This window comes from uncultured Clostridium sp., assembly GCF_900547735.1.
In the GTDB taxonomy this organism is placed as follows: domain Bacteria; phylum Bacillota; class Clostridia; order Lachnospirales; family Lachnospiraceae; genus Otoolea.
The window spans coordinates 18,060-44,779 of the sequence record NZ_URHZ01000025.1; the positions used below are offsets into that span (position 1 = coordinate 18,060).

Genomic DNA, 26,720 nt, shown 5'->3' on the forward strand with positions numbered 1-26,720 from the left:
AGATTTGCGGCGTTCTTGTTTCACAACCACGCTCCCCCCGCTTCCGGACCACAGATGATGGCCCAAACAACGAAAAGCACGCTTCGCGAACTTTTCATTGCCACTCAAAAAAAGCAGAGGAGCTCCGCCTTGTCACGGCGGCCGTCCTCTGCTTTTCACGAATTGTCATCTTTTCACGAATTATCATTCATTCACAAATTATCTATCTTTCCTTAGTTATTATAATTTTGCATCCTGAACCGATTCCCGGTCAATGAGCGGCAGAACGTCTATGAGAGTGCGGATTGTCACCGCCTCCCCGCACTGCTTCTTTCCTTCCCGGTCCAGAAGTACCGGCCGGATTCCGGCAGATATTGCCCCTTTCACGTCGGATTCCACGGAATCACCGATATGTATTACCTCATCCGCTCTGCATCCGCTTACCTCAAGCGCCCGCTCAAATAGTTCCCGGTGCGGTTTATATGCCCGGACGCTCTCGCCGCAGATAATCCCGGCCGGGGCAAGTCCTTTATCCCTCATTGCCTCTTCGACATAGGGAAGTCCATTATTCGTTATGATATATATGGGGAGCCTGCACCTCTCAAAGAATTCCGCCGCGTCAGGAAAGGCCGGCGCATACATCCAGAATCTCCGGCACAGTTCATGGAGTTCGTCGAAGTTCTCCTTCAGATGGATCTCTGCCCCGCAGCGCTCCAGTGTCCGCTCCACTATCTCATCCTGGGTCAGGAAATTATCGCCGAAGCTTTCTGCCTCAAACTTTTTAATCTGTTTCCACCAATAGTCCAGCATGGCTCCGATGCTTCCGATATCACTGTTCTTATAACAGCGCATCAGCATCTGCGAGGCATCCTCCCCGCCCTCCTCAATGATCGTTCCGGTATAGTCGATAAAGACCGCCTTCAGCATATGATCCGTCTCCTTTAGATAAATAATTCGTTCTCTTTCCTGCCTGAACATACCTTTTTCATCTTCTGTGAGACGCCAAAAAGCAGAACTTTGTTTAAATCCCGCGCATGCTGCGGACAGACTGAGACGCAGCGCATACAGGAAATGCATTTATCCTTGTCAACCGAGGAAGGATTGTCGGCCGGGATTGCGCCGACGGGACATTTCTTCGCGCACAGGCCGCACTTTGTACATGATTTGTCTCCTTCCGGTTTGAATGGAACGCCGTTATACTCCCGGTAAGGGCGGTTGCCGGGAAGACCGGCAATTCCGGCATGCTCCATGCCGCCTGCCGTCCTGTCTCCTTCTTCCGATAACATATCCTCAATCCTTACCGCAAGATCGGTCAGCTCTCTCTCATCCTCCGCGTCCGGCCTTCCTCCGGCAAACTGATGCATAATGGAGTGTTCCGCGACCGCTGCAATGGCTGCCGCCGGAGCAAATCCGGCCGCAAGGAGCGTATCTTCAAGCTCCAGAAGCGTATCCTCAAACGCTCTGTTCCCGTATACTGCCACCAGCACGGCTCTGGAGCCTCCTCCTTCCATTATCTTAAGGCGTTCCAGCGCTGCGGCAGGCACACGGCCGCCGAATGACGGCACCGCAATAATACAGACATCCTCCTCGCCAAAACAGTACTGTGTATAATCCTCCTCAGGAAGTGATAAATCAATCTCTCTATGTACCGCTTTCGTACCGTCTTCTTTGCTTTCCAGTCCGCGGCTGATAATCTCAGCCACCTTTTTTGTCCCGCCCGTCGGGCTGAAATACATTGTATTAAGTTTCATTCTTTCTTCTCCTCTCTCACACGAGGGCATCGCCCCATCATTTCCACCGCCTCGTTCCAGAACTCTGCAATACGCCTCATACTGCTGCTTTCGGGGTCCAGATAATAAAAGTTCTTTGTGCCGCACTGGCGTACCGTGATGATTCCTGCCTCTTTCAGTATTTTCAGGTGATGGGAAACTGCGGTTCTGGAAATGTTCGTGCTTTTCTGTATCTCTCCGACGCGGATTCCCCCAATCCCGCAATTCTCGATCAGCGTTCTGATGATGAGCTGCCTCGTCTCATCTCCCACTGCTGAAAGCGCGGGCTGGCACTGTTCAAATTTCTCCGCAAAACTCTGTCTGCGCGCCTCAAAGGAATCTTTTTCCATGCAATCTCCCTCCTGAATCGTCCGTCATTTACTGATTCGTAATGAATGGTCAATATTTATTGACCATTATACACAGTTCTCTCCGGAAATACAAGATTGGTAAAGAAAATCGGGTTCATAGAAAACCGCAGGATAAAAAATCTGTAAACATCCTGAACAAAATGCCGTTGTACCAGATGTTTACAGGTGATATGATGTGAATATAAAGTTTCTGTTTACCGTTTATGTTTACTGTTTCCATGCACCCTTTTTCAGTTAGAAGGAGGTATTCGATGAACACGATTGACGTTCAGCCCGTAACCACACTATACGGTTACAGTGAATCTTACTGGCTTATCGACGGCAAACCCATTGTCCGATATCTGGACGAATACGTCCGTGACGGGAAATGTCCTGCGCTGGAGCGGTTTGGTTCCCTCCTGGGGCTCCTGCCCGCATGGTCCGGAGAACTTGAATGGGCTGCCGAGAACCGCTTTATCTGGGAAATGATTGACAGTCCGGAGACGCTGAACGTCCCTATTCTGGTTTGTGAGGACGACTGTGATTTAAGTTGTATTGTCATACTTGCCAGCATAAGAAAAACAGAGGATTTCATCTTCTGGGACAAAATCGGACTGCTTCTCCACGAAAATGAAGATTTTGATCTCGAACAGAGAGCAGGCATTGCCAATTTAGATTCCTATTCGGAAGAAGACTGGGAAATGTACGGCGGCAATATCGCATGGGAAGAATTCGGCAGCCGGGAATTCTTCAACTGGATCGGTGAGCACTGGCAGGAAGAATTACTTCGGAGAAGGCGGAATTACACGCTTCCTTATATGCAGAAAGATGGTAACATCTTCTGGATCGAGGATGTCAACTGGGTATTTGCAGCCGGGCAATACAATCACATGGTGGAAAAGTTTCGGGAAATTTACCGGCAGAATCAATGATTCTTTTCAAGATATCCCGCAGGCACCTCTTTCGTCAGCCAGACTCCATTGACAGAGCGGTAAAATATGTATCCGTCCCCTGCCATCCTTCCGGTGTCCACCCGGTAAACTACCGGGGTTCCATGGCGGCTTCCAACCTTTACGGCCGTTTCCCTGTCCGCGGAAAGATGAACGTACAGCCTGCTTTTTGGAATCAGTCCCATCTTGTCTATGGATACTTCAAACTTCTGTCCCGTTCCGTGCCATAGATACTCCGGCGGCTCTTCCACCGGCAGCTCCACATCCACGGGAATAGAATGCCCCTGGTTCGCCCGGATCAGCGTTTTATCGTCATTAAAAGAGTAGCGCTTCTTATTGTCCGTCCGCACAATTTCCTCCAGCGTTTCCCGGTCAAAGGGATGTGTCTTTCCAATCCCTTCAATTAGAAGCTTCACATCCGCCCAGCCGTGCTCATCAAGCGTAATCCCGATAGCCTCCGGTTTATGGCGCAGAATCAGGCTGAGATACTTACTTGTATTTGTTAAATCCTTCATTTTGGGGTTCTCCTCTCCTGTTGTACTTTAATGCAGTTGTATTTTAATGCAGTCATATTTTGTACTGTTGTATTATTTATACGTTCTTACCATTTATACGTTCTTACCATTTATACGGTCGTATTATTTATATGGTCATTCTATTTCAGGGTTCTCCAGCGCATTCCCAGCGCCTTTACCCAGGTCCCGCTGTAAGTTTCGGGGATTTCTGCCAGACTGCTGTCATAAAAATATACTTCATGATGTTTCACAAAAACAGAGGCGTCAAACAAATCCGCCAGATAATTTTCTGCCGGCGGGACGAGCTGCATCAGCCGGACCGCTTCAAATATCACCTCCATGCTGCCCGACCAGTCGCTGTCAAACAGGAACTGTATCTTTTTATCACAGGAGAAGGTCAGGTGCATCCCTTCCCCGTCCACATAGTCGCCGCTCACGTAATGGATCTCTTTGATGACGGAATCGTGAAAACCGGCAAATGCCTCCATCAGCATGTCGATGTCGGACTTACTCTCGATATAATTCCACCCCGTAAGTTTTGTCTGTATTCCGGCCGCTATGCCGGCGTCATCGCGGGCTGTCTTATTAAGAAGGAGTTGAATCAGAGTTTCCCTGTCTTCCCATATGAAGCGATATCCGCTGTAGCGCAATATCCGAGGCAGAGAGAACTGCTGCTCCAGGATCTGATTGAATTCTTCCAGATCCTCTTTTGTCTTGCAGAGCCACTCCGCCTGGCAGTTCAAATTGTTGCAGTCAATGCACTCGACCTGAACCGGATGAGGGACCTGGGACGATGAAAAATCCAGATAGTCAACCAGATGGAATTGCCATTTATCCGCTTCCTGTTTTCCGACAATATAATGATCCCCTCCGGAATTGATGATGCCGTAAACTTCTGAGACATAGAATGTGCTGTCACTTTTATCGAATACCCTGGCTCTCATATATCCCTTCCCTTCTATGACAAAACAGGCCGAAGCAGTACGTCTCCGGCCTGAAAATGTTCTGATTTTCTCATTTTACGCTGCAATTATTCGAATACATAACTGATCTCATCTGCTCCTATTGTATAGGTACTGCCGTCCATATACTCAATTCTTATGTTGGTCAGCTTGACATATGTGATGGTAGAATTATACCATGCATTTTCCCAATACCAGTTTGTAGATAAATTGCCTTCGCCTTTTTTGTATGGGCCGTTATCACGCGCGGTAAATTCTGAGCGCCGCCTGATCTCACATCTTACCGGATCGTCCACCGAATTATAGGGTACACATGAAAAATCAGCGTATTTAATTACTTTTGTGTCCGACATATTGACATATGTTATGTATAAACTTACTCCGCCTGCCGAATTCGGCCTGCCTGAATAACACTTTTTAACCCGGATCGTATTGCGAAGCTCTTCGATATGCTGCTGTATTTCCTGTTCGCGAAGCGCCTTCTGCTCTGCGAATTTCTGGGCATTGATTTCCCCCCTCAGCTCTCCTAATTCCGAATTGCCGGTAAACAGTTCAAGGCCTCTGCCAACGGATTCCAGCGCTTTATCATACGCTTTTTCCGAAAGATATCCGTTTACCTCCTGCCTGAGAAGTGAAACTGCTTCACTCTCTAGTTTACTGAGTTCTGTTTTTGAATTCTCATAATTCACATCATTTTTTAGAACTTTTTTAAAAATGGATGCCGCTTCGAACACCTCTCCATTCTCTGCTTTCTCAAGTGCCTCTAAATAACTCAAATTCGAATTCTGCAGTGCCTCAAGCTGCCTGATTCCTTCCGAAATTTTCAAAGACATTCCGGGCCGCTTCAGGTTTTTATAGAAATTAAGAGTCTGAATTGCAGTTTCATAGTTCTCCTGCTTTTCTTTCGTTTCGTTGATTACCGTATCTATTTCAGACTCTATTTTCTGATAGACTCCCTCGGAAAATGCCTTGTCCGTCACTAAATCGCTGTTTAAAACATCTACTGCAACGGCCGGATCCTGAACCAGCTTTTCGTTCACATATTCTTTCAGCCATTTTCCCGTCTTTTCCATAAAGCCGGCATTTTCTTTATTTGCATTATAAAGCTCCTGCGCATCGCCGTATCCGGCGGCCTCAATCAGACTTTGATACGTATTAATTTTATTCTTTTGCTGGATATTGTTAAACATCAGAACTCCGCAGACTATGAGTACAATACCGGCCGCTGCCGCCGCCAGTAATTTTCCTTTACCAGGACTTTTTTTCTTCTGTACGGTTCCTCTGTCTGAATTCTCCGTGCCGCCTTCGGGCTCCTCTTCTGCACTTTCAGATGTTTTCTCAGCTACTTCCTGCTTCTCATTACCGCCAATCAGCTTCTCGCCGCATTTCAGACAAAATATGCTGTCTTCCGGTACTTCATTTCCACATTTTGGACATTTCATCACGTCTTCCCCCAATCAATTAAACTCTTTTCATACTGCCAATTCTATCTAGTAATTTCTGTATAATCAAAATCACCAGAAAGCTGCCACTGATTCATGGCTCTTTCCGGTTGTGTTTTCCTCCTTTTTCTGTACGATTTATTAAAATAATACCATATAGTCTGACAAAAGTCCATGAAAGATCATTTTTCATTGCAGTTCAAAATAATAGCCGATGCGTGAGGTGTACGCAGTTCCACGGAAAATGTGCTGCCGCTCCCCATCTGGCTATTTACTTTAAGAATCTATGGTATGACAAGGTGTGATATTTCAGCCGAATTAAATCATTTCTTGTCCTTTTATGAAACTGCTGGTATACTATTATCATATTACATATATAAGGGGAATAACATGAAAAAAATATGCCCATATTGCGGTCGAATCGATGAATTAGGCAGTGCCTGTAAAGGATGTGGATATGTTCTTCAGGTGGCCGATAAGGATGCTCCGGATGATGTCCAGCAGGATAAGGCTCAGAAAGGGGCGGAACAACAGGGAGGCGTTTATCAGAAATATGTTTACGAGGAGTTTGTTTTTCATGACACGGACGCCGCACCGCAGCCTGAGAATGTGGTAAAAGGCTCTGAACTGAAGATGCCGCGTAAGGCTGAAAAGGTTAAGAATAATACGGTGATGCCAAAAGTCACCAGGTTTTTATGGTTTATATTAGGTGTCGTTATCCTGTGTTACTCCATGTTTTTTTTCTATAATTTTTTCCGTCTCAGCAATACCAGAAGTGCATTCGAATTTCTGAATGGAATCTCACTTGGCATTGTATTTACCATTGGGGGGCTTGCCTGCTTTCAGGGGCTCAGAAAAAGACCATTCTGGAAATATGTTAAATATGTGCTTTACCCATGCCTATTTATTGGATTTGGAATTCCTTTTTTGCAATTCATAGGGGATTTAATACATATTTTATTGGAAAAATAATTGGATAAAATCAGATATTTACACTAATTATATTCTGCCCGGAAGACTTTATATATCCTTGAAGTATTCACCTGTAATGCAACAATAAGAGCTCCCAGTTATGGGAGCTCTTCTGTCGATTAGCAGTAAAAATTCACAAAAAACTTTTCGTTGGCAAGCCGCTTTTTAAGCCTCTCTTGATTGGATGAAATAGATATTTTATTTTGGTGCTTCCATCATGCTGAGATAGCTATCTAACTGCTGTTCTACCAGTTTCGCAACCATCTCAGCAAATGGCGCAAGCTTCCCTTCCACTACATAGGACTCCAAGGTATTAAAATACTCCAGACGATTTTCTTTTGCAATAGACACAGGAGGATACCCGTTTGCCATAAGCTGATAATTCATAATCAGGCGGGAGGTCCTCCCATTGCCATCTGGAAACGGATGGATTTTCACAAACTCCGCATGAGTCCATGCTGCTAGATCAATCGGGTTCATCCCTTTGCCCTTCCATGTCAAATCAGCATAGAACTCCTTAATCTTCCGATACATTTCGTGAGGAGACGGGGGCGTATGCTGTGCACCGGAGATGTACACATCCACGTTCCGATAAATCCCGCCGATAAAAATATTTTCCATCAGTAATGCATGGATATTCTTCACAATTTTCTCATCCAACGGCTGATTCTTTGCAATACACGTTTTCACATAGCGATATGCCTTCTGGTGATTGACAGCTTCGTAAATCTCCCGGAGCTGCTTGCCACCTATGGTAATTCTGTCCTCCAGCAATACCTTTGTTTCAATCAATGTCAGAGTATTGCCCTCAATGGCGGTGGAATTGTGAGTGTATTCTATTTCAAACGCCTGCTCATAGGATTGTAATGTCAATTCCGGAATGAACTCCCTGCCAGACTGGTATAATTCTTTTTTTCTCAATAATTCTGGATAATCCAAGAAACACACTCCTCCCTTCTCGTCATGACTTCTTTATACAGTATACCACAGTTTTGCTGAACCGTAATCATCAATTTATCGTCATTTTTGAAAAGAGTCAATACAAAATTTTGTATTACATTGTTTTCTAACAGAGTCAGATATCGAGAATTCCTCGACATCTAACTCTTTGGAAACTTACCGATATTCTCTAATATATTAATATCGTATTCGTCCTTAACAAAATTTTTAAAAATAACAAAGTATTTGTAATACTTCAAAATAAGCCTTTCTGCCCCTTCGTGATTTGAACCATAATGTGACCTGGATTCCTGAAGAAACAAGTGAAATCTGCGCAAGAACAAATATTTATTATCTGTTTTTATAAAATCTAATGACGCATTGATATCTGGATAATCTACTATCAAATCGTGCTCCATACTATAAGCCTTCATAGCAACATGCTCTACCAAATGTCTTGATTGTGATAAAACATTCTGAGAAACCAAACCTCTTGATGCAAAATCGATAATTTAAATATTTTCACATACCGTTTTGTTCAACTCGTAGATTCGTTCATCAATTTCTTTCATACTTCCCCTCCACAATATACAACCTCAATATTTTCTGACAAAATTATATCATTTACAAATGAATAGGCAAAGCGGAAATGCTCTACTTTAGAACATTTCCGCTTTATCATTTTTTCCACCCTATATGCAACTACCCAAATTCAGTATGTTGTAATATTGTTTTAGAAGTAGCTACTATTTGTCAGAGCGTCTTTTATATTTCTTGTTTATCGTTTCTCTGCTTCGGCATCATTCGACATCTAAACCTCATCAATTGCCTTACCAATATCATGTCTCATATACTTATTATCAAACTCAATCCATTCCGTCGCCTTATAAGCATTGGCTCTGGCATCCTTTAAGTCTTTTCCGGTTGCCGTTACGCCCAGCACACGGCCTCCGTTTGTCACGATATCGCCGTCGGCATCGAATTTGGAACCGGCATGGAATACATAGTAACCTTCTTTTTCCTTGAACGTATCAAGGCCTTTGATCTTGAATCCTTTTTCGTATTTTACCGGATATCCATCGGAAGCGAGCACAACACAAACCGCCGCATTATCCTCAAACTCCAGTTCAATCTGATCCAGTGTGCCGTCTACGCAGGCTTCAAATACATCCACGATATCATTCTTCATGCGGGGAAGCACAACCTGGGTTTCCGGATCTCCGAAACGGGCATTGTATTCCAGCACCTTCGGTCCCTTTTCGGTCAGCATCAGGCCGAAGAAAATAATTCCCTTAAAGGTTCTGCCCTCTGCCTTCATCGCATCCACGGTTGCCTGATACACATATTTACGGCAGAATTCATCTACTTCTTCCGTATAAAACGGGCTTGGGGAAAAGGTTCCCATTCCGCCGGTGTTCAGTCCCTGGTCGCCGTCCTGGGCACGTTTGTGATCCTGGGCGGATGTCATGATCCTGATTGTATTTCCGTCTACAAATGAGAGAACGGAAACTTCGCGGCCGGTCATAAATTCCTCAACCACCATCTGGTTTCCAGCGGTACCGAATTTCTTATCCATCATGATCTCTCTCACTCCGGCCTCTGCCTCCTCGTGGGTGTTGCAGATCAGCACGCCTTTTCCAAGAGCCAGGCCATCCGCCTTCAGTACGATAGGCATCTCGGCTGTCTTCAGGTAGGAAAGCGCTTTCTCCGGATCGTCAAAGGTCTCGTAACCGGCTGTCGGAATATTGTATTTCTTCATCAAATCCTTGGAAAATGCTTTGGAGCCCTCCAGGATAGCCGCATTTTTTCTCGGGCCGAATACTTTTAAGCCCTCTGCCTCAAATACATCCACGATACCGCCGACCAGAGGATCATCCATACCGATAATAGTCAGGTCGATGGCATTTTCCTTTGCAAATGCCGCCAGCTTGTCAAATTCCATAGCTCCGATCTCAACGCACTCCGCATATTCGGCAATTCCCGCATTGCCGGGTGCACAGTAAATCTTATCTGCTCTCTTGCTCTGGGCTGCCTTCCAGGCGATGGCATGCTCACGGCCGCCGCCTCCAACGATTAGAATCTTCATTTATCTCCTGTCTCCTTACCTTATATGGCCTGTATATTATTCGCTATCATATTGATTGCCTGAGGAAGAATTACCCATTCCGCCTCCTCCATAACGCGCCTCTGGAGTATCTCCGGCGTATCTCCCGCCCTGACCTCCACTGCCTTCTGAAGAAGGATGGGACCGGTATCGGTTCCCTCATCCACGTAATGAACCGTAGCGCCCGTCACCTTGACCCCGCGTTTAAGTGCCGCCTCATGAACTTTCAGTCCGTAGAAACCGACTCCGCAGAAAGACGGGATTAAAGACGGATGAATATTAATAATTCTATTTTTATATGCAGCAATCATCGCCTCCGGTATCTTTACAAGGAAACCGGCCAGGACAATCAGATCCACTTTGCAGACATTCATTGTCTCAAGCAGGGCATTGTTAAACTCTTCCCTGCTGCCGTATGCTTTCGGTGTCACGATAAAAGCCGGAATCTTGTGGTTCCTGGCCCTCTCTATGGCATAGGCATTCTCATTATTGCTGATTACTGCCACCACCTCGGCGCCCGCAATACTTCCGCCGTCGATGGCATCCAATATGGCCTGTAAGTTGGTTCCCCCGCCGGAAACCAGCACGCCTACTCTCAGCATAAGGTTACTCCCTTTTCGCCGGCTTCAATGGAACCTACAACATACGGGGTTTCTCCGGCTGCCTTTACCGCTTCCATCGTCTTATCCACATCAGCGGGAGCGACTGCCATAATCATTCCAAGCCCCATATTATAGGTATTGTACATCATCTCTTCTTCAATATTGCCCTTCTTAGCCAGAAGCCCGAAGATAGCCGGAACATCGTAACTGTCTTTCTTCACTACGGCACGTATTCCTTCCTTTAACATACGCGGAATATTCTCATAGAAACCGCCGCCTGTGATATGGCTGCAAGCTTTTATTGTAACGCCGGCTTCTTTGACCGATTTAAGCGCTTTTACATAAATTTTGGTCGGAGCAATCAGAGCCTCGCCCAGTGTGGTGTTCAGCTCCTCATAATAAGTATTCAGCCCCTCTGTCGTCAGTTCGTTCTCAAATACCTTACGGACAAGGGAAAAACCGTTGCTGTGCACGCCGGAGGATGCCATTCCGATCAGGACGTCACCGGCCGCCAGGTTTTCGCCTGTAATCAGATCCTTTTTATCTACCGCGCCAACTGCAAAACCGGCCAGATCGTATTCATCCTCCGGATAAAATCCCGGCATCTCGGCCGTCTCACCGCCTACAAGGGCAGCGCCCGACTGCTTGCAGCCTTCCGCCACGCCGCTTACGATGGTTGCGATTTTCTCAGGCACATTCTTGCCGCAGGCAATGTAATCCAGGAAAAACAGAGGCTCGCCGCCTGCACATGCCACATCGTTGACGCACATGGCAACACAGTCGATGCCGACCGTATCATGTTTATCCATCAGGAAAGCAAGTTTTAACTTTGTTCCCACACCGTCGGTTCCCGACAGCAGCACCGGCTCATCCATCTCTTTAAAAGCAGCGGCGGAGAAAGCTCCTGAGAATCCTCCCAAGCCTCCCATTACTTCCGGTCTCATGGTTCCTTTTACATGTTCTTTCATCAGCTCAACTGATTTGTATCCAGCTTCAATATCAACTCCGGCGTTCTTGTAATCCATCTTTTTCCTCCAGTATCTTTGAATTCACTGTTCTAATTCAACTTCTTAGTCTATCGCTCTATATGGTCTTCCAAACAGGTACAATTATTTCTTCATCTGGGCTACATACTCCTTGTAGCCGATCTGATCTAATTTTTCAGCTTTCTCCACTACTTCATTCTTCATCTCTTCGGAGTAGTCTTTTAACTTCTGAAGCAGTTCCGGATCGGATGTAGCCAGGATCTTGGCAGCCAGGATTCCCGCATTCTTTCCGCCGTTAATGGCAACCGTTGCAACCGGGATACCGGACGGCATCTGTACGATAGAATAAAGAGAATCGACTCCGCCTAAGTCAGAGGTCTTCATGGGGATACCGATAACCGGCATCTGGAACAGGGCGGCACACATTCCCGGCAGATGGGCAGCTTTCCCTGCACCGGCAATAATCACTTTATAGCCTCTCTCCTCAGCGGACTTGGCATATTTAAAAAATACATCAGGCTCCCTGTGGGCTGAAATTACCGTCATCTCAAATTCAATTCCCATCTTCTCCAGGAAATCTGCTGCCTGAGCCATTACAGGCATATCAGAGTCACTTCCCATTACAATTCCTACTTTAGCCATTGTTTGTTCTCCTTTTCTGCTTGTTTATCTTCTGGATTTTCATTTGCAGTTACTCTGCGGAATGTGCAGAATAATTCATTACTGTTTGATAATAAATTTATTAGTTGTACTTATAAGTATATTTAATTAAAGCACTATTACTTATTAGTAATGATACTAGGTTTTTGGGGGCAAGTCAATAGAAATTTTATTTGCTCACTCCCTGCTCCATTCCTCTGTTACTGTTCACTCCGTGCCCAGCAACACGCTTCGCGATGCACAGAAACGGCAAAAAGCGCCGTTTCGCGCCGTAACCCTCGGGTTTTCTGTGACTTTCGCTTTGCTCCACTCACAAAAAACACCTCGCGGAATACTGCCCGTGAACAGTAACATTCCTCTCTTCCAACACCTGTATGAGTATTGTCATGGCAAACATCTCCTTTGTCATTTTCATTTCTGACTTTGTCAAAAATTTGAGTGCAAACGCATACCGTACAGCATATAGCTTCCTTCCAGAAGCTATATAAGAAGCTATCTCCATTATAATTTTTTTTGCGGCGACGGACAATAGTTTCCTGACTTTTTCCTATGCTTTTACAATACAGATTTGTGTTTGAAAATTTAGACGTTAAATTGTTTTTCATTATATTGAACTTTTGCCCGACAACGGGCTGAACCGTAGACGCAGAGTCGTTTTCTTATAAAACTTCCTCTGCCAGAATATTGTTTAAACAGACTTTTAATTCGATGTGGTGATGATTTCTTATATGACCGGAGCCATCCTCCGGCCATTTTAATACAACATATCTTTGTTTCGGACTCTAAGTCCTGAATCTTTTTGTTTTTCCTCCGCCTTACTGGTCTACAATCTGAGCGCCTGCCGGAACCGGCAGGCGCTTACTCTTATTATGACGTCCCCTCTTCAGGCACGACGGATTTTATCCGATCGTTTTCTACCGGTTCCGTTTCAACAGTTTCTTTCTCCTTCTGCACTTCCAGCGTGGCCTTCAGTTCCGGAATATCGGAGATGCTGATGTTCCGGTTGACCTTGGCATCATATGTCTCACCGCGGATTACTTCCGCCAAATCGACGCCGGTGGCTTCTTTGATTGTCTCAAATGTTTTGGCCATTCCTATCGGCACATAGTCGGAGATACTCTGCACACCATCGCTCCCGGAGCCTCCTCCGAAGATCGTAATCTTATCAATCTGCTCCACGGACTTGGACACCTGAGCTGCCATATCCGGCAGGATTTCAACCAGCATCTGGATGATGGCGGCATTGTTGTAGAGTTTGAAGGCCTCTGCCTTCTTCTGCATACCTTCCGCCTCCGCCTTGGCTTTAGCCTCAATGGCGGACGCCTCCGCCTCACCTTTGGCTCGGATACCTTCCGCCTCCTGTTCCGCCGTATACCTCGACGCATCGGCGAGGGCTTTCTTTGCTTCGGCTTCTTTCTCCTGCTCGTATTTCTTTGCCTCGGCTTCTCTCTGGCGCTTGGTCAGTTGGGCTGCCGCCTCCTGCTCCACGCGGTAGCGCTCGGCATCGGCTGTTTTGTTAATCTCCGCTTCCAGGGCCTGCTGCTGTACCTCTACTTCCTGACGGCGCAGCTCCGCTTCTCTCTCCGCTTTTGCAATCTGAGCATTTACAGTGGCAATCTGGATGGTCTTCTGCTGTTCCTGGCTCTGAATCTCGTATGCGGCGTCGGCCTCCGCTTTCTTTGTATCGGCATTGGTCTTCAATTCGGCCCTTTTAATGTCAAGCTCCGTATTTTTCTTTGCAATCTCGGTCTCGGCCAGAACCCTTGCGTCATTGGCCGCCTTGTCGGCCGCCGCCTGGGCGATAGCGATATCGCGCTCCGCCTCTGCCTTCGCAATGGAGGCTTCTTTTCTAATCTTACTGGTATTATCCATACCCATGTCCTGAATCAGCCCATGCTCGTCTTCCACGTTCTGAATGTTGCAGGAAAGAATTTCAATTCCCAGTTTTTCCATATCCTTTGACGCTTTTTCCATTACCTGATCGGAGAATGAATCGCGATCCGTATTGATGGCGCGCAGAGAAAGTGTTCCTATGATTTCACGCATATTACCCTGTAAGGAATCCGTCAAATCCGCTGCAATCTGATCCTGGTTCTTGTTTAAGAAGTTTCTGGCAGCCAGTTTCATCTTAACCGGATCTTCGGAGATGCGTATTTTGGCCACGGCATCAACCATAACGTTGATAAAGTCATTGGTCGGAATGTAGGTGTCCGTCTTAATATCCACCGTCATCTGCCCGAGATACAGCCTGTCCAGCCTCTCCAGGAACGGAATCCGGATACCTGCTTTTCCAATCAGGATTCTGGGTTCCTTTTTCAGGCCGGAAATCAGGAACGCCTTGTCCGGCGGAGCTTTCACGTAACCGCCCGCAAAGATTCCGATAATAAGGACCGCAACCACTACGATAATAATGAGTGTACTAAAATTCTCCATACATTTACCCCTCTCTATTTTGTCGTTTTTTGTAAATTACTGTTACTTATATGATAAGAAATATTGGCAATTTTGTCCAGTGTCAGAATCTTTCAATTTCCGTATTTTTCTTTACGTTTCTTTTCTTTTTTATTAAGTCTTTTTCAGAACATTTAATTATGTAAAGAGAACCCTGGATGAGCGTAATAAGGGCAGACGGCCGGTCCGCAAAACCTGCCGCGCACGGGACGCCGAAACAACGAAAAGCATGCTTCGCGAACTTTTCATTGCCGATCAAAAAAAGAAGCAGACCGCTGCCTGCTTCCATTCTCCCTAAAATAAAATCTTCTATTTTTCCGCCGACTCCGACCGGATCTTGTCGCCGCCCTGCTGCTTCAGGATGTCGGACACTTCGGCAAATGCCTTCAGAAGAGCCGGGTTAAACTGGCCGCACTCGCCTCCCTGAATCATCTCCAATGCCTTCTCATGGCTGTACGCAGGTTTATAGACGCGCTCGCTTACAAGGGCGTCATAACAGTCTGCCAGAGCCACTACCTGAGCCCAGATTGGGATCTCGTCGCCCTTGAGACCGTCCGGATATCCCCTGCCGTCCCATTTTTCATGGTGCCAGCGGCAGATATCGTAATAGTATACAAATGAATCGGAATTCCTGAGGATATCCACGCTTTGGAGAATCTCGCAGCCCTTTACCGTATGCTCCTTCATAATTTCAAATTCTTCCACGGTGAGTCTGCCGGGCTTATTCAGAATATGATCCGGAATGGCAATCTTGCCCACATCGTGCATGGCCGATGCAACCGATATCTCCTCTACCGTGGCCGCTGGAAACCGGTAAGCCGGATCCGCCTCGCCAAGAGCCTCCATCAGCACTTTGGATGTTGCCCTGATCCTCTTTACATGTTCGCCCGATTCACAGTCACGGAACTCGATTACCGTGCTGAGTGTATCGACCATAGCAAGGCTGGTCTCGCGGAGTTTCTCCGACTGTTCTTTAATCTTTCTGGTCTGCCCCTCTATGATGCTTTCCATCCGGAACCGTCTCTCATAAAGCTCTATCGTATTCTTCACACGGCGTCTAATAATACTGGGATTAAACGGCTTATTGATTACATCGTCCACGCCCATATCATAGCCCCTGTTGATAATCTCTTCCGAGTCCTCCGCCGTAATAAAGAAAACGGGGTATTTTTCGTTCTTGTAATGGCGCTTCAGTTCCTTCAGGACACCGAATCCGTCCAGTTCCGGCATTACAATGTCGAGCAGGATAATGGCGATCTGATCTCCGTATTTTTCAATTGCTTTCAAAGCCTCAATCCCGTTCCCGGCCTCTTCCACACGATAGCTCTTATAAAACAGTTCTTTTAAAATGGCTCTGTTCAGCTCAATGTCATCCACGATTAAAATGACTTTCCGCAGATCCTCCATCCGGTTTTCCCCCGCTTACTTCAAAATATGATTATCTCCTGGTGTCCAGTCCGGCTATACAGTCTATCACTTTCTTGTATTCTTCAGACATTGATTCGGAGAGCTTCGGAATTGTATCGATCTTCGATTCCCTGACTGCCCGCACGACTGCTGCCGCTGTCTCGCTGAGTCTATCAAACCCCAGATTCGCCGCCACCCCTTTCAGGGTATGAGCGCCTCTCTCGATTTCAGGATAATCCTGATCCTCCAGGCTCTTCATAAGATTCCCATAGGTCGGATCTTCCCCAAACTTTCTGACAAAACGTTCCAGCAAAGAGGTATTACCTCCAAATCTGGCCAGAACGCGTTCCGTATCTTCCCCGAGTCCGGTGTATACATCTTTTATATCCATTTATTATCTGCCTTTCTGACTAACATATTCAAACACTTTCTTTTTTCTCACTCTTAATTGTAGCAAAGATAAATATAATTTGCAATGAATTTTATCTTTTCTCCCCGCTTGTAAACAGCCCTCTTTTTTGCTACAATTACCTGCATGGAAAAGAAACTTTGTTATCAAATTACAGAACGGGACAGTGGAAAATCAATTGAAAGATTTTTAAAAGAACATGGATTTTCACGTAAAGTGATCGTACACCTCAGAAAGACGGAACTGGGTATTACGTTGAACGGTTCCCCGGCCTACACGACCAGAATCATAAGCGCGGGCGATGTGCTGTCCATCCTGCTTTCAGAAGACGTTTCATCGGAAAATATCGTGCCGGTTCCCATGGAAATTAATATTGTATATGAAGATGAAGATATGATGGTGATTAATAAGGCGGCCGGGGTTCCGGTCCATCCTTCCCAGGGCCATTATGACAATACCCTGGCCAACGGCCTGGCCTGGTACTTCAGGGAGAAAAATGAGGCCTTTGTTTTCCGCGCCGTCAACCGCCTGGACCGCGACACGACGGGCCTGCTTCTGATCGCAAAGAATATGCTGAGCGGAGCCGTCCTCTCCTCTATGGTTTCCCAGAAAACAATCCACCGTGAATATATGGCGGTTGTATCCGGTCTGACCGAAGAAGAAGGAACGGTCTGCCGGCCCATCGCCAGGGTGGACGGCTCCACGATTGAGCGCTGCGTGGATCCGGAGAGGGGAGAATATGCCCGCACCCACTACCGCCGCCTTGCCTATGATGAGGAAAAGGACTGTTCCCTGCTTCTCCTCACCCTGGACACGGGACGGACGCATCAGATCCGGGTCCATATGAAATATATCGGCCATCCGCTTCTGGGCGATTTTCTCTACAACCCCGATTACCGTTTTATAAAGCGGCAGTCGCTTCACTCCTGCCGCCTCTCGTTCACTCATCCCGTCACGGGTGCATCTATGGAATTCACTGCTCCCCTGCCCGAGGATTTTCACTTTCTGAGTCCTTTGGGGTAATGGTTTTTAAGTACTCCCCCGGCCAGTTTGGACCAGCCAATTGAATATCCCTCCACATTCATCAAAGTCCAGCCCTTACCGCCCGGCTGACCGCTCTCATCGGCAATCGCCTCCCCTTTTAAGTAGGCGGCCACTTCCGGTGAATCGGCAGAGTAATCCCGGCGCAGGCTCACTTCTTCTTTCTTGAGGGCCAGAGCCAGCGCATGGGACGGCTCAAACCTGTTTTTCTTAAAACTTCCCAGATGAAGTCCCGGTCTCACTACCTTCAGCTTGTCAAAATCAGGCATCTCCTCCGGTATCAGGTAAAGCTGATCTCCAAAAAGAATCAAATTCTTTTTGTCCGTCCATTTCCCCGGCTCCGTTAAACTGCTGCTGCAAAAATCAAAATAATCTTTGAGCGCCTTCCTGTCCTTAATATAGGCGGGCCATTTCCTCTTTATCTCCCGCTCTGTCCCGTCTTTCCTGAGAACGGCGATATAATGGCCTTCTCCTTTCGTTCTTTGCGGCCAGATCCGGACCGTATTCTCAATCCCTTCGACGGTTTTATTTCCCCACTCCTTCACTCCTTTGGAAAGGCCTTCATAATCTTCCGTTTTCTCCACCGAGAATTCAGGATGGTTTTCTATAAACGCTTCGATCGTCATCTCATTTTCCATGGGCGCAAAGGTGCAGGTAGAGTAGACAAGCCGTCCTCCGGGTTTCAGCATTTGGGCCGCATTGCACAGAATTTCCTGCTGGCGCATGGCGCAGCGTTCCACGTTCCCGGGACTCCACTCCCTGACCGCCTCCTCGTCCTTGCGGAACATCCCTTCCCCGGAACAGGGCGCGTCTACCACTATCCGGTCAAAAAACTCCGGGAAATATCCGGCCAGACGGCCCGATTCCTCATTTGTCACAACGGCATTCCCGACACCCATCCGCTCCACATTCTGCGAGAGGATCTTTGCCCTGGCCGGATGAATCTCATTCGTCAGCAGGAATCCCCGCCCCTGCAGCGCGGATGCTATCTGGGTCGTCTTACCGCCCGGCGCTGCGCAGAGATCCAGCACCCTGTCCCCGGGCCTGGGATCTAAAAATGTGACCACCGCCATCGCGCTGGGCTCCTGGATATAATATACCCCTGCCTCATGGAACGGATGGCGTCCGGGACGGTCGGCGCTTCCATAATAGAAGCCATCCTGTGCCCAGGGAACCGGCTCCAGAGTAAACGGCGATTTTTCCATAAATTCCTCACGTCCCGTTTTAAGCAGATTCAGCCTGAGCCCCTGGGAACGCTCCCTGTCGTAGCTCTCTATAAAATCATTGTACTCTTCTTTCAGCATATCTTTCATCCGGTCTTTAAATGCTGACGGCAGCTCCATAGTATGTCTCTCCTTTATTCCCCGCCTGCGGCGGCACCATTTTTTATCAATATCCGGTCCGGCCGTCTGTGTCCGTAACCGGGCGTTTCGCAGGCGCGGTCCGCCTGATTTCATTTCTGTACCGATTTTTTTCAATTGAATTATTCTACCATACTCTTTAAATTCTTACAACTTTTGTTGAAGTATGTTGAAGAAGGAGAACGCCGCCGGGACGGTCGGGGTTCGGGATGGTGAGAGGGAGGGGATGAGTCTTCAGTCCCGGATTAAGTTTGGTCGCGGGTGGGGAAGGTTATGGCCGGGACTGAAGACGCGAAGGTTTTCGCCATCCCGACCCCCGACTTGCGGTGGCTGAACTGTTCTCTTCTTTCAGGGAAGGGAGGGTATTGTCGCGGTCACTACACACTGCAGATGCTGGGAAAGTGACCGCGGAATGTGGCGGACGCGGCGTGCTTCTCCGGTGAAGGTGAGTCCCCGCAGGAATTTTTTCTCTGGATTTTCCTATACATATGCCGCACGGCAATGGAGATACTATCTCAAGCGTAATCTGCAGTCGGAGGTGGCATCATGGTTTCAGCCGTTTTTTCTTATATTCTTATTCCTTTTTTAACTTTTTTCCTGGCCCGCGGGACCGGCTATTTTACAACTAATTTTTCTTCCATCCGCACCGCGCTGTCAAGGCAGGGGGAATTTCTTTTGTGGAGTATTATAACCGGAACTTACTTCTTTTTTTCGCTGCGTCTGATTCTTTTGAAGGCGGGACAGTATTTTTCAACAAAAAAAGAAACCCTGCTGCTCTTTCTCTCCGCCGGCATGATGCTTCTCTTTGTCATCACGCCGTACCTGCCCGCACGGTTTCCTTTTTTATCCTTTATCCATGTAATTACGGCGATTATTTCCACAGTGGTGCTCTTTTTCTGCCTTCTGATTCTGGCGCTGAAGCTGTACTTCCGGGAGCCGGAAAAAGGGCGACCCTGCCTTTTCCTTCTGATTTCCACCGCCGTCTTCTGTATCTCCTCCCTGATTTTATCGGGAATTATCAACACGGCAATGGAAATCTGGTTTGTGCTGGCCTGCTGCCTTCTGATCCGCTCCTATCTCCGCCTGTTTTCCAAATAGGGTCCGATATGCCGCGGCAGAGCCGGGAACCGATATTTCCTCCCGGGCGTCTGCCAAAGCTTCCGCCGGGCTATTTGCCCAGCTCATTTACAATCTCCCGGCTAATGGTACCTGCCGCGCTTTTGGCCGCTTTTGACGTAATTTGGGTGTTACGCTTCATTCCGTACCGGAATACATAGAAAGCCATGGCGGCGGCAAGCAGCCCCGTCGCGGCCAGGAAGCCGAATATCAGCGGATATCCTTCCCCCTGGTAACGATCCAGCCAGGCCCCGAACAGTACCGAATATACGGCGTCGGGCAGATATCCGATAATCGATATAATCCCAATCACCGTGCCGGTCATCGACTTCGGGATCCCCACCTCCGCAACGACCGAGGAGATGACGCCGTAGGTCATCATGACGACCGCTCCCGGTATCAGCGTATAAAAGCTGGCAAGCCCCGCATTCATTCCCTTCGGAAGAACCAGTACGATTCCAAACAAAACCGCCGTAAGCGTAAATGAAGTACAGAGCCATTTACTCGTAGACTTAAAACATTTATCCGCAATCAGGCCGCCGACCGGGGCAAGAAGCAGAAGAAGGTAAGTTCTCACCGCTGAGAGGAGACCGGAATCCACCATGGAAATCCCCACCACCTCCGTCAGATACGGATTGAAATACGACGTGCTCATATAGAAGCCGTAGCCGCAGAACATGATCGCAGAGATGACCCAGACCACCGGGTTTTTAAGCAGTTTTCCCACATCCGCCATCCGGAATTTTGGTTCTCCGCCGTCAGCCCCTGCTTTTCCGTCCTCCTCCCTGAGGAGAACCATCAGAAGCACCGCCACGATAATGGGAACAATGCCGCCGAATACGCAGGCACGGAAGAAGCCGCTCTCCATGTCGGCCCCCGTATTGTAAACGAGAACGGCCGCGGCATTGACGGCGGCAGCGGCGATGCCGTTGCACGCATAGTAAAGACCGTACAAAAATCCCTGTTCTTCCTCGGTGCCGATGATTCTTACCGTCTTCAGAAGCGCCGCCCATACGACAAATCCCGTGCTGAACGCAAGTCCCATCCAGATAATCATGGAGATGACAAAATTTTTCATTGTAAACAGGTACAGAAATACAAAGGCCGAAGTCCCAAGACAGGACCAGGACAATGCTTTTCTCGGTGAAATCCGATCGGCCAGTATCCCGCCGGGCAGATACAGAATCACATTTCCGATTGTGTACATGGTCATAAGATACCCCGACTGTGTGTTGGTGATATTCATACAGGCAATATGGGCATCATAAAAAACGTATTTGATATAGGGCAGGAAATAGATAGAACCTCCCGCCAGTCCCAGTGTAATAATAAGCAGATATTTTCTGAATTTACCGTTCATCTCCGTCTTCCCCCCTGTCTGGTTCCATTTGCTTTATCTTTGTCAGGACCGCATCCAGAAGTCTGAATACCTTTCCCACAGAAGCCGTCTCTACCGCCTCTTTAACCGTGTGCGCCCCCACAATCGACGGACCGATGGAAATTGCTTCTTTCACGGAAGGACAGTTTTTCATGATAATACCGCACTCCACGCCCGCATGGACATTTTCCAGAACCGGCTCACAGCCAAAGCTTTCCCTGTAGGCCTCACAGAGAATTCCCGTGAGCTTTGACTCCTTTTTATAAGTCCAGGCGGGATATTCGTCTTTGATTACGCTCCCTGCGCCAAATCGGTTTCCCAGACGGCAGATTCGTTCTGCCTCGTCCCTGTACCAGGATTCATAGGAGGATCTGAGGCTGAGCTCTATCGTCAGCATCCTCTTTTGTCCGCCGCCCTCCCTGACGGATGCCAGGTTTACAGAGGAACAGATAAATTCCTCCGTCCTGCTTTTCACCCCATGGGGCAGATTCTCCATCAGTAAAAGGAGCCTCTCCCTGCATGATGGCGCATATCTCTTCCGTTCTTTCATATCCTGATTTTTCTCTATGTTCAGAGTGAGTTCCTCTTCTTCACCGCTCCATTCCTTCAAGCGCTGCTCCATAAAGAGGGCGGCCTGTTTTTCTATTAAAACAGTATCTTCGACCAGAATCCCGGCCGAAGCTTCCGAAGGTATCGCATTGGAACGGCTCCCGCCTTCCAGAGCTGAAAGTTCCCACGAAGCTTCATCAAGCGACCGCAGGAACCGGATAAGAAGGCCGATGGCATTTTCCCTTTTCTTCCCAATCTCCAGGCCGGAATGGCCGCCCTTACCGCCCCGGACGGCGACCGTTACAAATTCTTTTTTCCCTGCCTTTTCTTCCGTCACGGGAAATTCAAGCAGGACGGAGATTCCTCCCGCCGCTCCGATTGTAAAAACCCCTTCCTTCTCACTGTCCAGGTTAATCAGCCATTCTCCGCTCAGAACCTCACCGTTCAGCGCCTCGGCGCCTTCCATCGTCTCCTCCTCGTTGGATGTAAAAACGGCTTCCAGGGGCGGATAATCCCCGCCCTCATTTAACAGTGCAAGTATTAATGCCATTCCGATTCCGTTATCGGCTCCCAGCGTTGTTCCCGATGCCCTCATATAGCCGTCTTCCTCGTGAATCCCCTGCGGAACCTTTTCCACTTCCGCCTGCGGGTTTTCCGTCTCCCAGACCATATCCGTATGAGCCTGCAAAATAACGGAAGGACAGCCGGTTTCTCTTTTCCCCTGTCTCAGTATCACATTATTGTGTCCGTCCCGGAATACGTCAAGCCCCAGTCTCTTCCCCTTTGCTTCCAGGTAATCGGCAATCCTCTCTTCTTCATAGGACGGCCTTGGAATTTCCGCTATCTCCCTGAAACAGTCAAGGACGCGTTCCACTTCATCTTCCCGATTCTTTCTTCCTCCCATTATATCACTCTTCTCCTTCTTTTTTTCATTCTGCCTCACCGCATTTTATTTTTGATCCGTACCTCTGGGCCGCAGTGTAAATAAACATGGCTACGGCAATGCACACAATGGGCGCCGGAACCACATCCCCGAAACCGGAAAAAAAGCCAAATCCCACCGGCCGTTCCGTCATTGCAAGCCCCACGGCCGAAGCGGCGGCCCAGGCGGCCAGGGCATCCCATTTGACGGCATATTTTACAGAGCCTATCTCTTCATCATAGCTTTTCCTGTTGCAGATATAGAAATCGGCAATCAGAATCCCCGTGATGGGGGTAATGAATACGCCGAGTACTGATAAGAAATCCACAAAATACCGGTATACGCCCAGCGCCGCAATGGCCGTGCTGACCGCTCCCAGAATCAGGGTCAGCCTCATCCTCGGAATACGCGACACCCCATCCAGCGTGTTCATCAGTCCGAGGACGCTCCCATAGAGATTGTTGTCATTGGTCGTCCACTGGCCCAGTACCAGAACCACGGCCCCAAACACTCCCATGCCGAGGGACACGATCATGACCTCCACCACATTCCAGTTCCGGAATGCGTAGGTAAAAAAGGCTCCGCACATCATGACCGGAATATATCCCCAGAAATAGCCGAGGCTGATCCCAACGGCACAGTCTTTCCCCGATTTGCAAAAACGGCTGAAATCCCCCATCATGGCAATGCCGACGGCAAAAGAGCCGACCACAATCGAGATCCCCGCGGAAATGCTGATCCGGTTTCCAACCGGCCCGGCGCTCACAATCTCTTCAAACGGTATCAGACGCCCCGTCTTAAGGACGGCCGCAATACAGAGGATGAACAGGAGAGGAAGGCCGATTTCACTCAGTCGTTTGATGGCCTTAAAACCGAAGATGGCGGTCGTCGACATGGCCAGGCCTCCGAACACGGTAAACAGTACCGGGGCAATCTCCGGGCCTCCGAGCTGTTCCACCACCGAGGATATCGTGTTTCCAAATAAATCCGCCTGAAATGCATACCAGCCGAAATTGCAGAAACAGAAGATTACGCCAATTAATTTGGCGCCTCCGACTCCAAAAGCCCTCCGGCAGTTAAATGAAGTAGCCAGATGAGTGTGGGCGCTCACCAGTGCGCAGGTGGTGGCAAGAAGAAACACAATAAACGCACCTGCAACACAAACGATGCACATTTCCCGGAAAGGCAGGCCGTCGGCCAGCACGCCTCCCACGGCCAGGCCGCTCAGGCCAAATCCTTCCCCCAGCCACACCATTCCCTGTTCCAGCCATGTTTTTCTGGCTTCAGCGGGAACCGGCGTCTTCTCATAATCATTATATTTTTCCTCCAGGGAATTCCCTGTTTCCGGCCCTTTCTCCATCTCATCCCCTCCTTTTACCGCTCCAGGAATACACAGTCCTCGTCAAATCCAAAGAACCTCGGATTCAGGATTTCCAGCGCTCTCTCCGTTTTCCAGAGCTCATGGCAGGGGAATCCCAGGACGCATAGCTCCATTCCCTCCTTGCAGTTGGGGTTTGTGACGGGCATCCCCGTCTTCTGCTCCAGCACGCAGATGAGATCCGGGCAGGTCAGGCGCAGTTTCCCGTCCACCCACATCATCATGTTTTCGTTCTTGTACCAGACCCTGGCGCTGCTCCCCGCATCATTCCCGGTTCCGTCCAGCCGGATATTGCCGTAGGTAAAACCGTCCCGGTTCTCCCAGTCCGTCTGAGCGGAAGCGCGTCCGGTAAACAAAAGTTTGCCGCCGGCTGCTTTCAGGACGGCTTCGATCGGATCTTCCCCTCTCTCCTCCGCTAATCTCCGCGCCTGACCAACTTGACAGGCTTTTGACAAGGCTCCCGGGATTACCGATTTTCGAAGCTCCCTTCCCTTCATCGGATGATCCGTCATACCGACCGCCCCGTTTGTCGCCACCGCCATAAAACGGGTGAGGGCTTCAGCCCTGGCATCCTCCCGCACAACGGGAATGATGGCTACATCCCCGTAAATTGTCCCCACCGCCAGGGGTGTGATGGGCTGCCCCGTCACATAGTAGGTCGAAAACTGCAGCTCCGGCACCGCTCTGCCCGCCGCATCGGCATCCACGATGAACTTGCCCGTCTTCGCGGCCATCGCCATAACCTCACCCGTATTCCCCGCCCCGTATTCGATGGATACAAGGCCGTGGAAACTCGTTTCCATATAGTTTTCAAGCGCTTCTACGGAAAGGGCGATATCGCTTCCGTCAAACAGGTCTTCCTCCGCCTCCTGTTCCTCCGGTACCATGCAGCCGCAGTAATACGGACTTGCATAATAGGATTCGTCCTCAATCTCATCGAAATCCAGCAGTTTGAACTCATGGCCCCTGTTCCATTCACGCTTCACCGCGCCCATGCCTTCCGCCAGGGAACCGCCTCCGCCCGTCCCCATAATTGCGCATCCCGTCATAATATCCTTCAATTCCTGTAACCCCAGTTTTCTCATTTTCTTTCTCCTCTCCTGTCTCTCTGCAGATACTCTAATGTGCCGCCGCACTGTTTTCATAGTTCTATTGTACTGTCTGCGCTCTGCCGGTTCATCATGATAAAGTACAAAAAACAAGAGCTTATTTTGTAATAATTACAACCGTCTTCTTGACATGGATTTCCCCCTGTCCCATAATAACTACAGGACATCTGATTTTTTCTGTTTACAGGAATCCGAAAACCGATATAACAATCGAAAGGACACTTTTATGGGAATTACGGTAAATGATATCTTGAAGCTTGAGATTTTAAAGAATGCAGAACTGGCATGCGGCGCGTCGGGGCTGAACCGGGAGGTCATGCGCGTCAATTTCACCGACTCCCCGCTGGATCCGGAGGACCCCGGTTATGCCCTCGTATCCCAGGGGGATTTGTATATCCACAGCTTTTATACGGACGGAAATTATGAAGAACAGATTTATAATATCATCCGATTTTATATCCAGACCGGAAGTTCCTGCTGCATCGGCGTGCGTTACCGCGTCCGGGAGCTGCCGGAGCGGGTTATCCGCCTCGCTAACCAAAGCCGCTATCCCATCATCATGATTGACAACGATATTCCCTACGGCAGGCTGATTAAGGATATTTCCGAACTGATCCTGACCGAACAGCTGGACCTCCATTCCGAGAACAAGCTCAACCGCCTTCTTTACGACAACCTCTCTGCCGCGGAATGCAGCGAAATGATTCAGTATCTGGTCCCGGAACTGCCGCCCGGATACCGGTGTCTTTACGTCACCTTTCCGTCTCTGGCCCCCATGCGGTTCCGTCTGCTGAAAAATGACCTGGACACCCAATACGGTCTTCCTTTCCTGCGCTACCAGAAAGGCGGTTTTGTGATCATGAAAACAGAAGACGCGGCCGGCAGTCCACCTTCCGCGGACTCTCTCCTCCGGCTCTTTTCCCGATACGGCGATGGCTTCTTTGTCGGGATAAGCGGCCGTTTTGAGAACGCCGGCGGCTTTGTCCGCGCGCTGAAAGAGGCCTGTTCCGCCCATGAAATCAGCCGGTTCACGGAAAACCGGATTACATGGAACGACGACGTCTCGGTTTATAACCTGCTCCTGCCCATGAGAAACCACGACTCCCTCCGCATTTTCTGCCGGGAGACCCTGGGGCCTCTCAGGGACTATGAAGCAAGGCACGGCATTGAGCTTGTAAAGACTGTCTCCACATTTCTTGAGACAAACGGCAATATCAAAAAGACGGCCGAACGGTTAAACACCCACGAAAACACGGTGCGTTTCCGCATAACAAAAGCCCGGACCATTCTCGGGCTTCTGGAAGAACCTTATGTATTTATAGAACGCGTCTCACTGGCGCTGAAAGCGGAAAAACTTTTATAATCCCTG

The 26,720-nt window shown here is 48.5% G+C and carries 25 protein-coding genes; 5 read left to right on the forward strand and 20 right to left on the reverse strand.

Features of this window, described 5'->3' with window-relative positions; translation table 11 throughout:
• Nucleotides 1-219: 219 nt before the first annotated feature.
• The 3 genes from QZT18_RS09970 to QZT18_RS09980 are packed head-to-tail and all read right to left on the reverse strand — an operon-like array spanning nt 220 to nt 2,098.
• Nucleotides 220-957, reverse strand: coding sequence for an HAD family hydrolase (locus QZT18_RS09970; RefSeq protein ID WP_294147307.1), 738 nt, complete (start codon nt 955-957; stop codon nt 220-222).
• Complete coding sequence (locus QZT18_RS09975) at nt 921-1,730, reverse strand: 4Fe-4S binding protein (protein ID WP_294147309.1); 810 nt, start codon at nt 1,728-1,730, stop codon at nt 921-923. Before QZT18_RS09975 ends, QZT18_RS09970 begins: the two co-directional genes overlap by 37 nt.
• Nucleotides 1,727-2,098: a helix-turn-helix transcriptional regulator gene (locus QZT18_RS09980; RefSeq protein WP_294147310.1), complete on the reverse strand. Its 372-nt coding sequence runs from the start codon at nt 2,096-2,098 to the stop codon at nt 1,727-1,729. Before QZT18_RS09980 ends, QZT18_RS09975 begins: the two co-directional genes overlap by 4 nt.
• A gap of 272 nt (nt 2,099-2,370) precedes the next feature.
• Here QZT18_RS09980 and QZT18_RS09985 point away from each other — a divergent pair, with 272 nt between their 5' ends.
• Nucleotides 2,371-3,030 (forward strand): XRE family transcriptional regulator, encoded by a 660-nt coding sequence (locus QZT18_RS09985; RefSeq protein WP_294147312.1) that lies wholly within the window; start codon nt 2,371-2,373, stop codon nt 3,028-3,030.
• Here QZT18_RS09985 and QZT18_RS09990 read toward each other — a convergent pair.
• The 3 genes from QZT18_RS09990 to QZT18_RS10000 all read right to left on the reverse strand — a co-directional run bounded on the left by QZT18_RS09990 (nt 3,024) and on the right by QZT18_RS10000 (nt 5,967).
• A complete protein-coding gene (locus QZT18_RS09990) occupies nt 3,024-3,563 on the reverse strand; it encodes an RNA 2'-phosphotransferase (RefSeq protein ID WP_294147314.1) in 540 nt (179 codons plus the stop codon). The genes QZT18_RS09985 and QZT18_RS09990 overlap by 7 nt on opposite strands.
• A 140-nt stretch (nt 3,564-3,703) precedes the next feature.
• Nucleotides 3,704-4,507: a hypothetical protein gene (locus tag QZT18_RS09995; protein ID WP_294147316.1), complete on the reverse strand. Its 804-nt coding sequence runs from the start codon at nt 4,505-4,507 to the stop codon at nt 3,704-3,706.
• Between the two features lie 86 nt (nt 4,508-4,593).
• The gene (locus tag QZT18_RS10000; RefSeq protein WP_294147318.1) at nt 4,594-5,967 is read right to left on the reverse strand and encodes a zinc ribbon domain-containing protein; all 1,374 of its coding nucleotides are present in this window, start codon (nt 5,965-5,967) and stop codon (nt 4,594-4,596) included.
• A 291-nt stretch (nt 5,968-6,258) separates the two neighbouring features.
• On the opposite strand from QZT18_RS10000, the gene QZT18_RS10005 reads away from it, so the two are divergent.
• Entirely contained in the window at nt 6,259-6,939 is a 681-nt protein-coding gene (locus QZT18_RS10005) for a hypothetical protein (protein ID WP_294147320.1), read from the forward strand.
• 198 nt (nt 6,940-7,137) lie between these two features.
• On the opposite strand, the gene QZT18_RS10010 is transcribed toward QZT18_RS10005, so the two are convergent.
• The 9 genes from QZT18_RS10010 to QZT18_RS10050 form a co-directional block, all read right to left on the reverse strand.
• Complete coding sequence (locus QZT18_RS10010; protein WP_366925846.1) at nt 7,138-7,887, reverse strand: Fic family protein; 750 nt, start codon at nt 7,885-7,887, stop codon at nt 7,138-7,140.
• Between the two features lie 152 nt (nt 7,888-8,039).
• A complete protein-coding gene (locus QZT18_RS10015; protein ID WP_294147326.1) occupies nt 8,040-8,297 on the reverse strand; it encodes a hypothetical protein in 258 nt (85 codons plus the stop codon).
• Between the two features lie 392 nt (nt 8,298-8,689).
• Nucleotides 8,690-9,964: a phosphoribosylamine--glycine ligase gene (gene purD / locus QZT18_RS10020; protein WP_294147327.1), complete on the reverse strand. Its 1,275-nt coding sequence runs from the start codon at nt 9,962-9,964 to the stop codon at nt 8,690-8,692.
• A gap of 20 nt (nt 9,965-9,984) precedes the next feature.
• Nucleotides 9,985-10,584 (reverse strand): phosphoribosylglycinamide formyltransferase, encoded by a 600-nt coding sequence (gene purN / locus QZT18_RS10025; RefSeq protein ID WP_294147329.1) that lies wholly within the window; start codon nt 10,582-10,584, stop codon nt 9,985-9,987.
• Nucleotides 10,578-11,609, reverse strand: coding sequence for a phosphoribosylformylglycinamidine cyclo-ligase (purM, locus tag QZT18_RS10030; RefSeq protein WP_294147331.1), 1,032 nt, complete (start codon nt 11,607-11,609; stop codon nt 10,578-10,580). Before purM ends, purN begins: the two co-directional genes overlap by 7 nt.
• Nucleotides 11,610-11,693: 84 nt before the next feature.
• Nucleotides 11,694-12,212 (reverse strand): 5-(carboxyamino)imidazole ribonucleotide mutase, encoded by a 519-nt coding sequence (gene purE / locus QZT18_RS10035; RefSeq protein ID WP_294147332.1) that lies wholly within the window; start codon nt 12,210-12,212, stop codon nt 11,694-11,696.
• Nucleotides 12,213-13,097: 885 nt separating this feature from the next.
• Nucleotides 13,098-14,663, reverse strand: coding sequence for a flotillin family protein (locus tag QZT18_RS10040; RefSeq protein ID WP_294147334.1), 1,566 nt, complete (start codon nt 14,661-14,663; stop codon nt 13,098-13,100).
• Nucleotides 14,664-14,990: 327 nt separating this feature from the next.
• Nucleotides 14,991-16,088 (reverse strand): HD domain-containing phosphohydrolase, encoded by a 1,098-nt coding sequence (locus tag QZT18_RS10045; RefSeq protein ID WP_294147338.1) that lies wholly within the window; start codon nt 16,086-16,088, stop codon nt 14,991-14,993.
• Between the two features lie 31 nt (nt 16,089-16,119).
• Nucleotides 16,120-16,479, reverse strand: a complete 360-nt coding sequence (locus tag QZT18_RS10050; protein ID WP_294147340.1) for an Hpt domain-containing protein — start codon at nt 16,477-16,479, stop codon at nt 16,120-16,122.
• 234 nt (nt 16,480-16,713) lie between these two features.
• Here QZT18_RS10050 and QZT18_RS10055 point away from each other — a divergent pair, with 234 nt between their 5' ends.
• The gene (locus QZT18_RS10055) at nt 16,714-17,520 is read left to right on the forward strand and encodes an RluA family pseudouridine synthase (protein ID WP_366925847.1); all 807 of its coding nucleotides are present in this window, start codon (nt 16,714-16,716) and stop codon (nt 17,518-17,520) included.
• Here the strand turns inward: QZT18_RS10055 and QZT18_RS10060 are convergent.
• On the reverse strand, nt 17,496-18,881 hold the full coding sequence (locus QZT18_RS10060) for an RsmF rRNA methyltransferase first C-terminal domain-containing protein (protein WP_294147344.1): 1,386 nt from the start codon (nt 18,879-18,881) through the stop codon (nt 17,496-17,498). The genes QZT18_RS10055 and QZT18_RS10060 overlap by 25 nt on opposite strands.
• A 693-nt stretch (nt 18,882-19,574) precedes the next feature.
• Between QZT18_RS10060 and QZT18_RS10065 the strand changes: the two genes are divergently transcribed.
• Nucleotides 19,575-19,997: a hypothetical protein gene (locus QZT18_RS10065; protein ID WP_294147346.1), complete on the forward strand. Its 423-nt coding sequence runs from the start codon at nt 19,575-19,577 to the stop codon at nt 19,995-19,997.
• A gap of 70 nt (nt 19,998-20,067) precedes the next feature.
• Here the strand turns inward: QZT18_RS10065 and QZT18_RS10070 are convergent, their stop codons facing one another.
• From QZT18_RS10070 to QZT18_RS10085, 4 genes are read right to left on the reverse strand one after another with little or no spacing between them, the layout of a single operon-like run.
• Entirely contained in the window at nt 20,068-21,375 is a 1,308-nt protein-coding gene (locus QZT18_RS10070; protein WP_294147348.1) for a nitrate/nitrite transporter, read from the reverse strand.
• On the reverse strand, nt 21,365-22,846 hold the full coding sequence (pepD, locus tag QZT18_RS10075; RefSeq protein ID WP_294147350.1) for a beta-Ala-His dipeptidase: 1,482 nt from the start codon (nt 22,844-22,846) through the stop codon (nt 21,365-21,367). Before pepD ends, QZT18_RS10070 begins: the two co-directional genes overlap by 11 nt.
• A gap of 25 nt (nt 22,847-22,871) precedes the next feature.
• Nucleotides 22,872-24,224, reverse strand: a complete 1,353-nt coding sequence (locus tag QZT18_RS10080) for a cytosine permease (RefSeq protein WP_294147351.1) — start codon at nt 24,222-24,224, stop codon at nt 22,872-22,874.
• A 14-nt stretch (nt 24,225-24,238) separates the two neighbouring features.
• Nucleotides 24,239-25,327, reverse strand: coding sequence for a DUF917 domain-containing protein (locus tag QZT18_RS10085; RefSeq protein WP_294147353.1), 1,089 nt, complete (start codon nt 25,325-25,327; stop codon nt 24,239-24,241).
• A 250-nt stretch (nt 25,328-25,577) separates the two neighbouring features.
• On the opposite strand from QZT18_RS10085, the gene QZT18_RS10090 reads away from it, so the two are divergent.
• Complete coding sequence (locus QZT18_RS10090; protein WP_294147355.1) at nt 25,578-26,714, forward strand: PucR family transcriptional regulator; 1,137 nt, start codon at nt 25,578-25,580, stop codon at nt 26,712-26,714.
• Nucleotides 26,715-26,720: the final 6 nt, after the last annotated feature.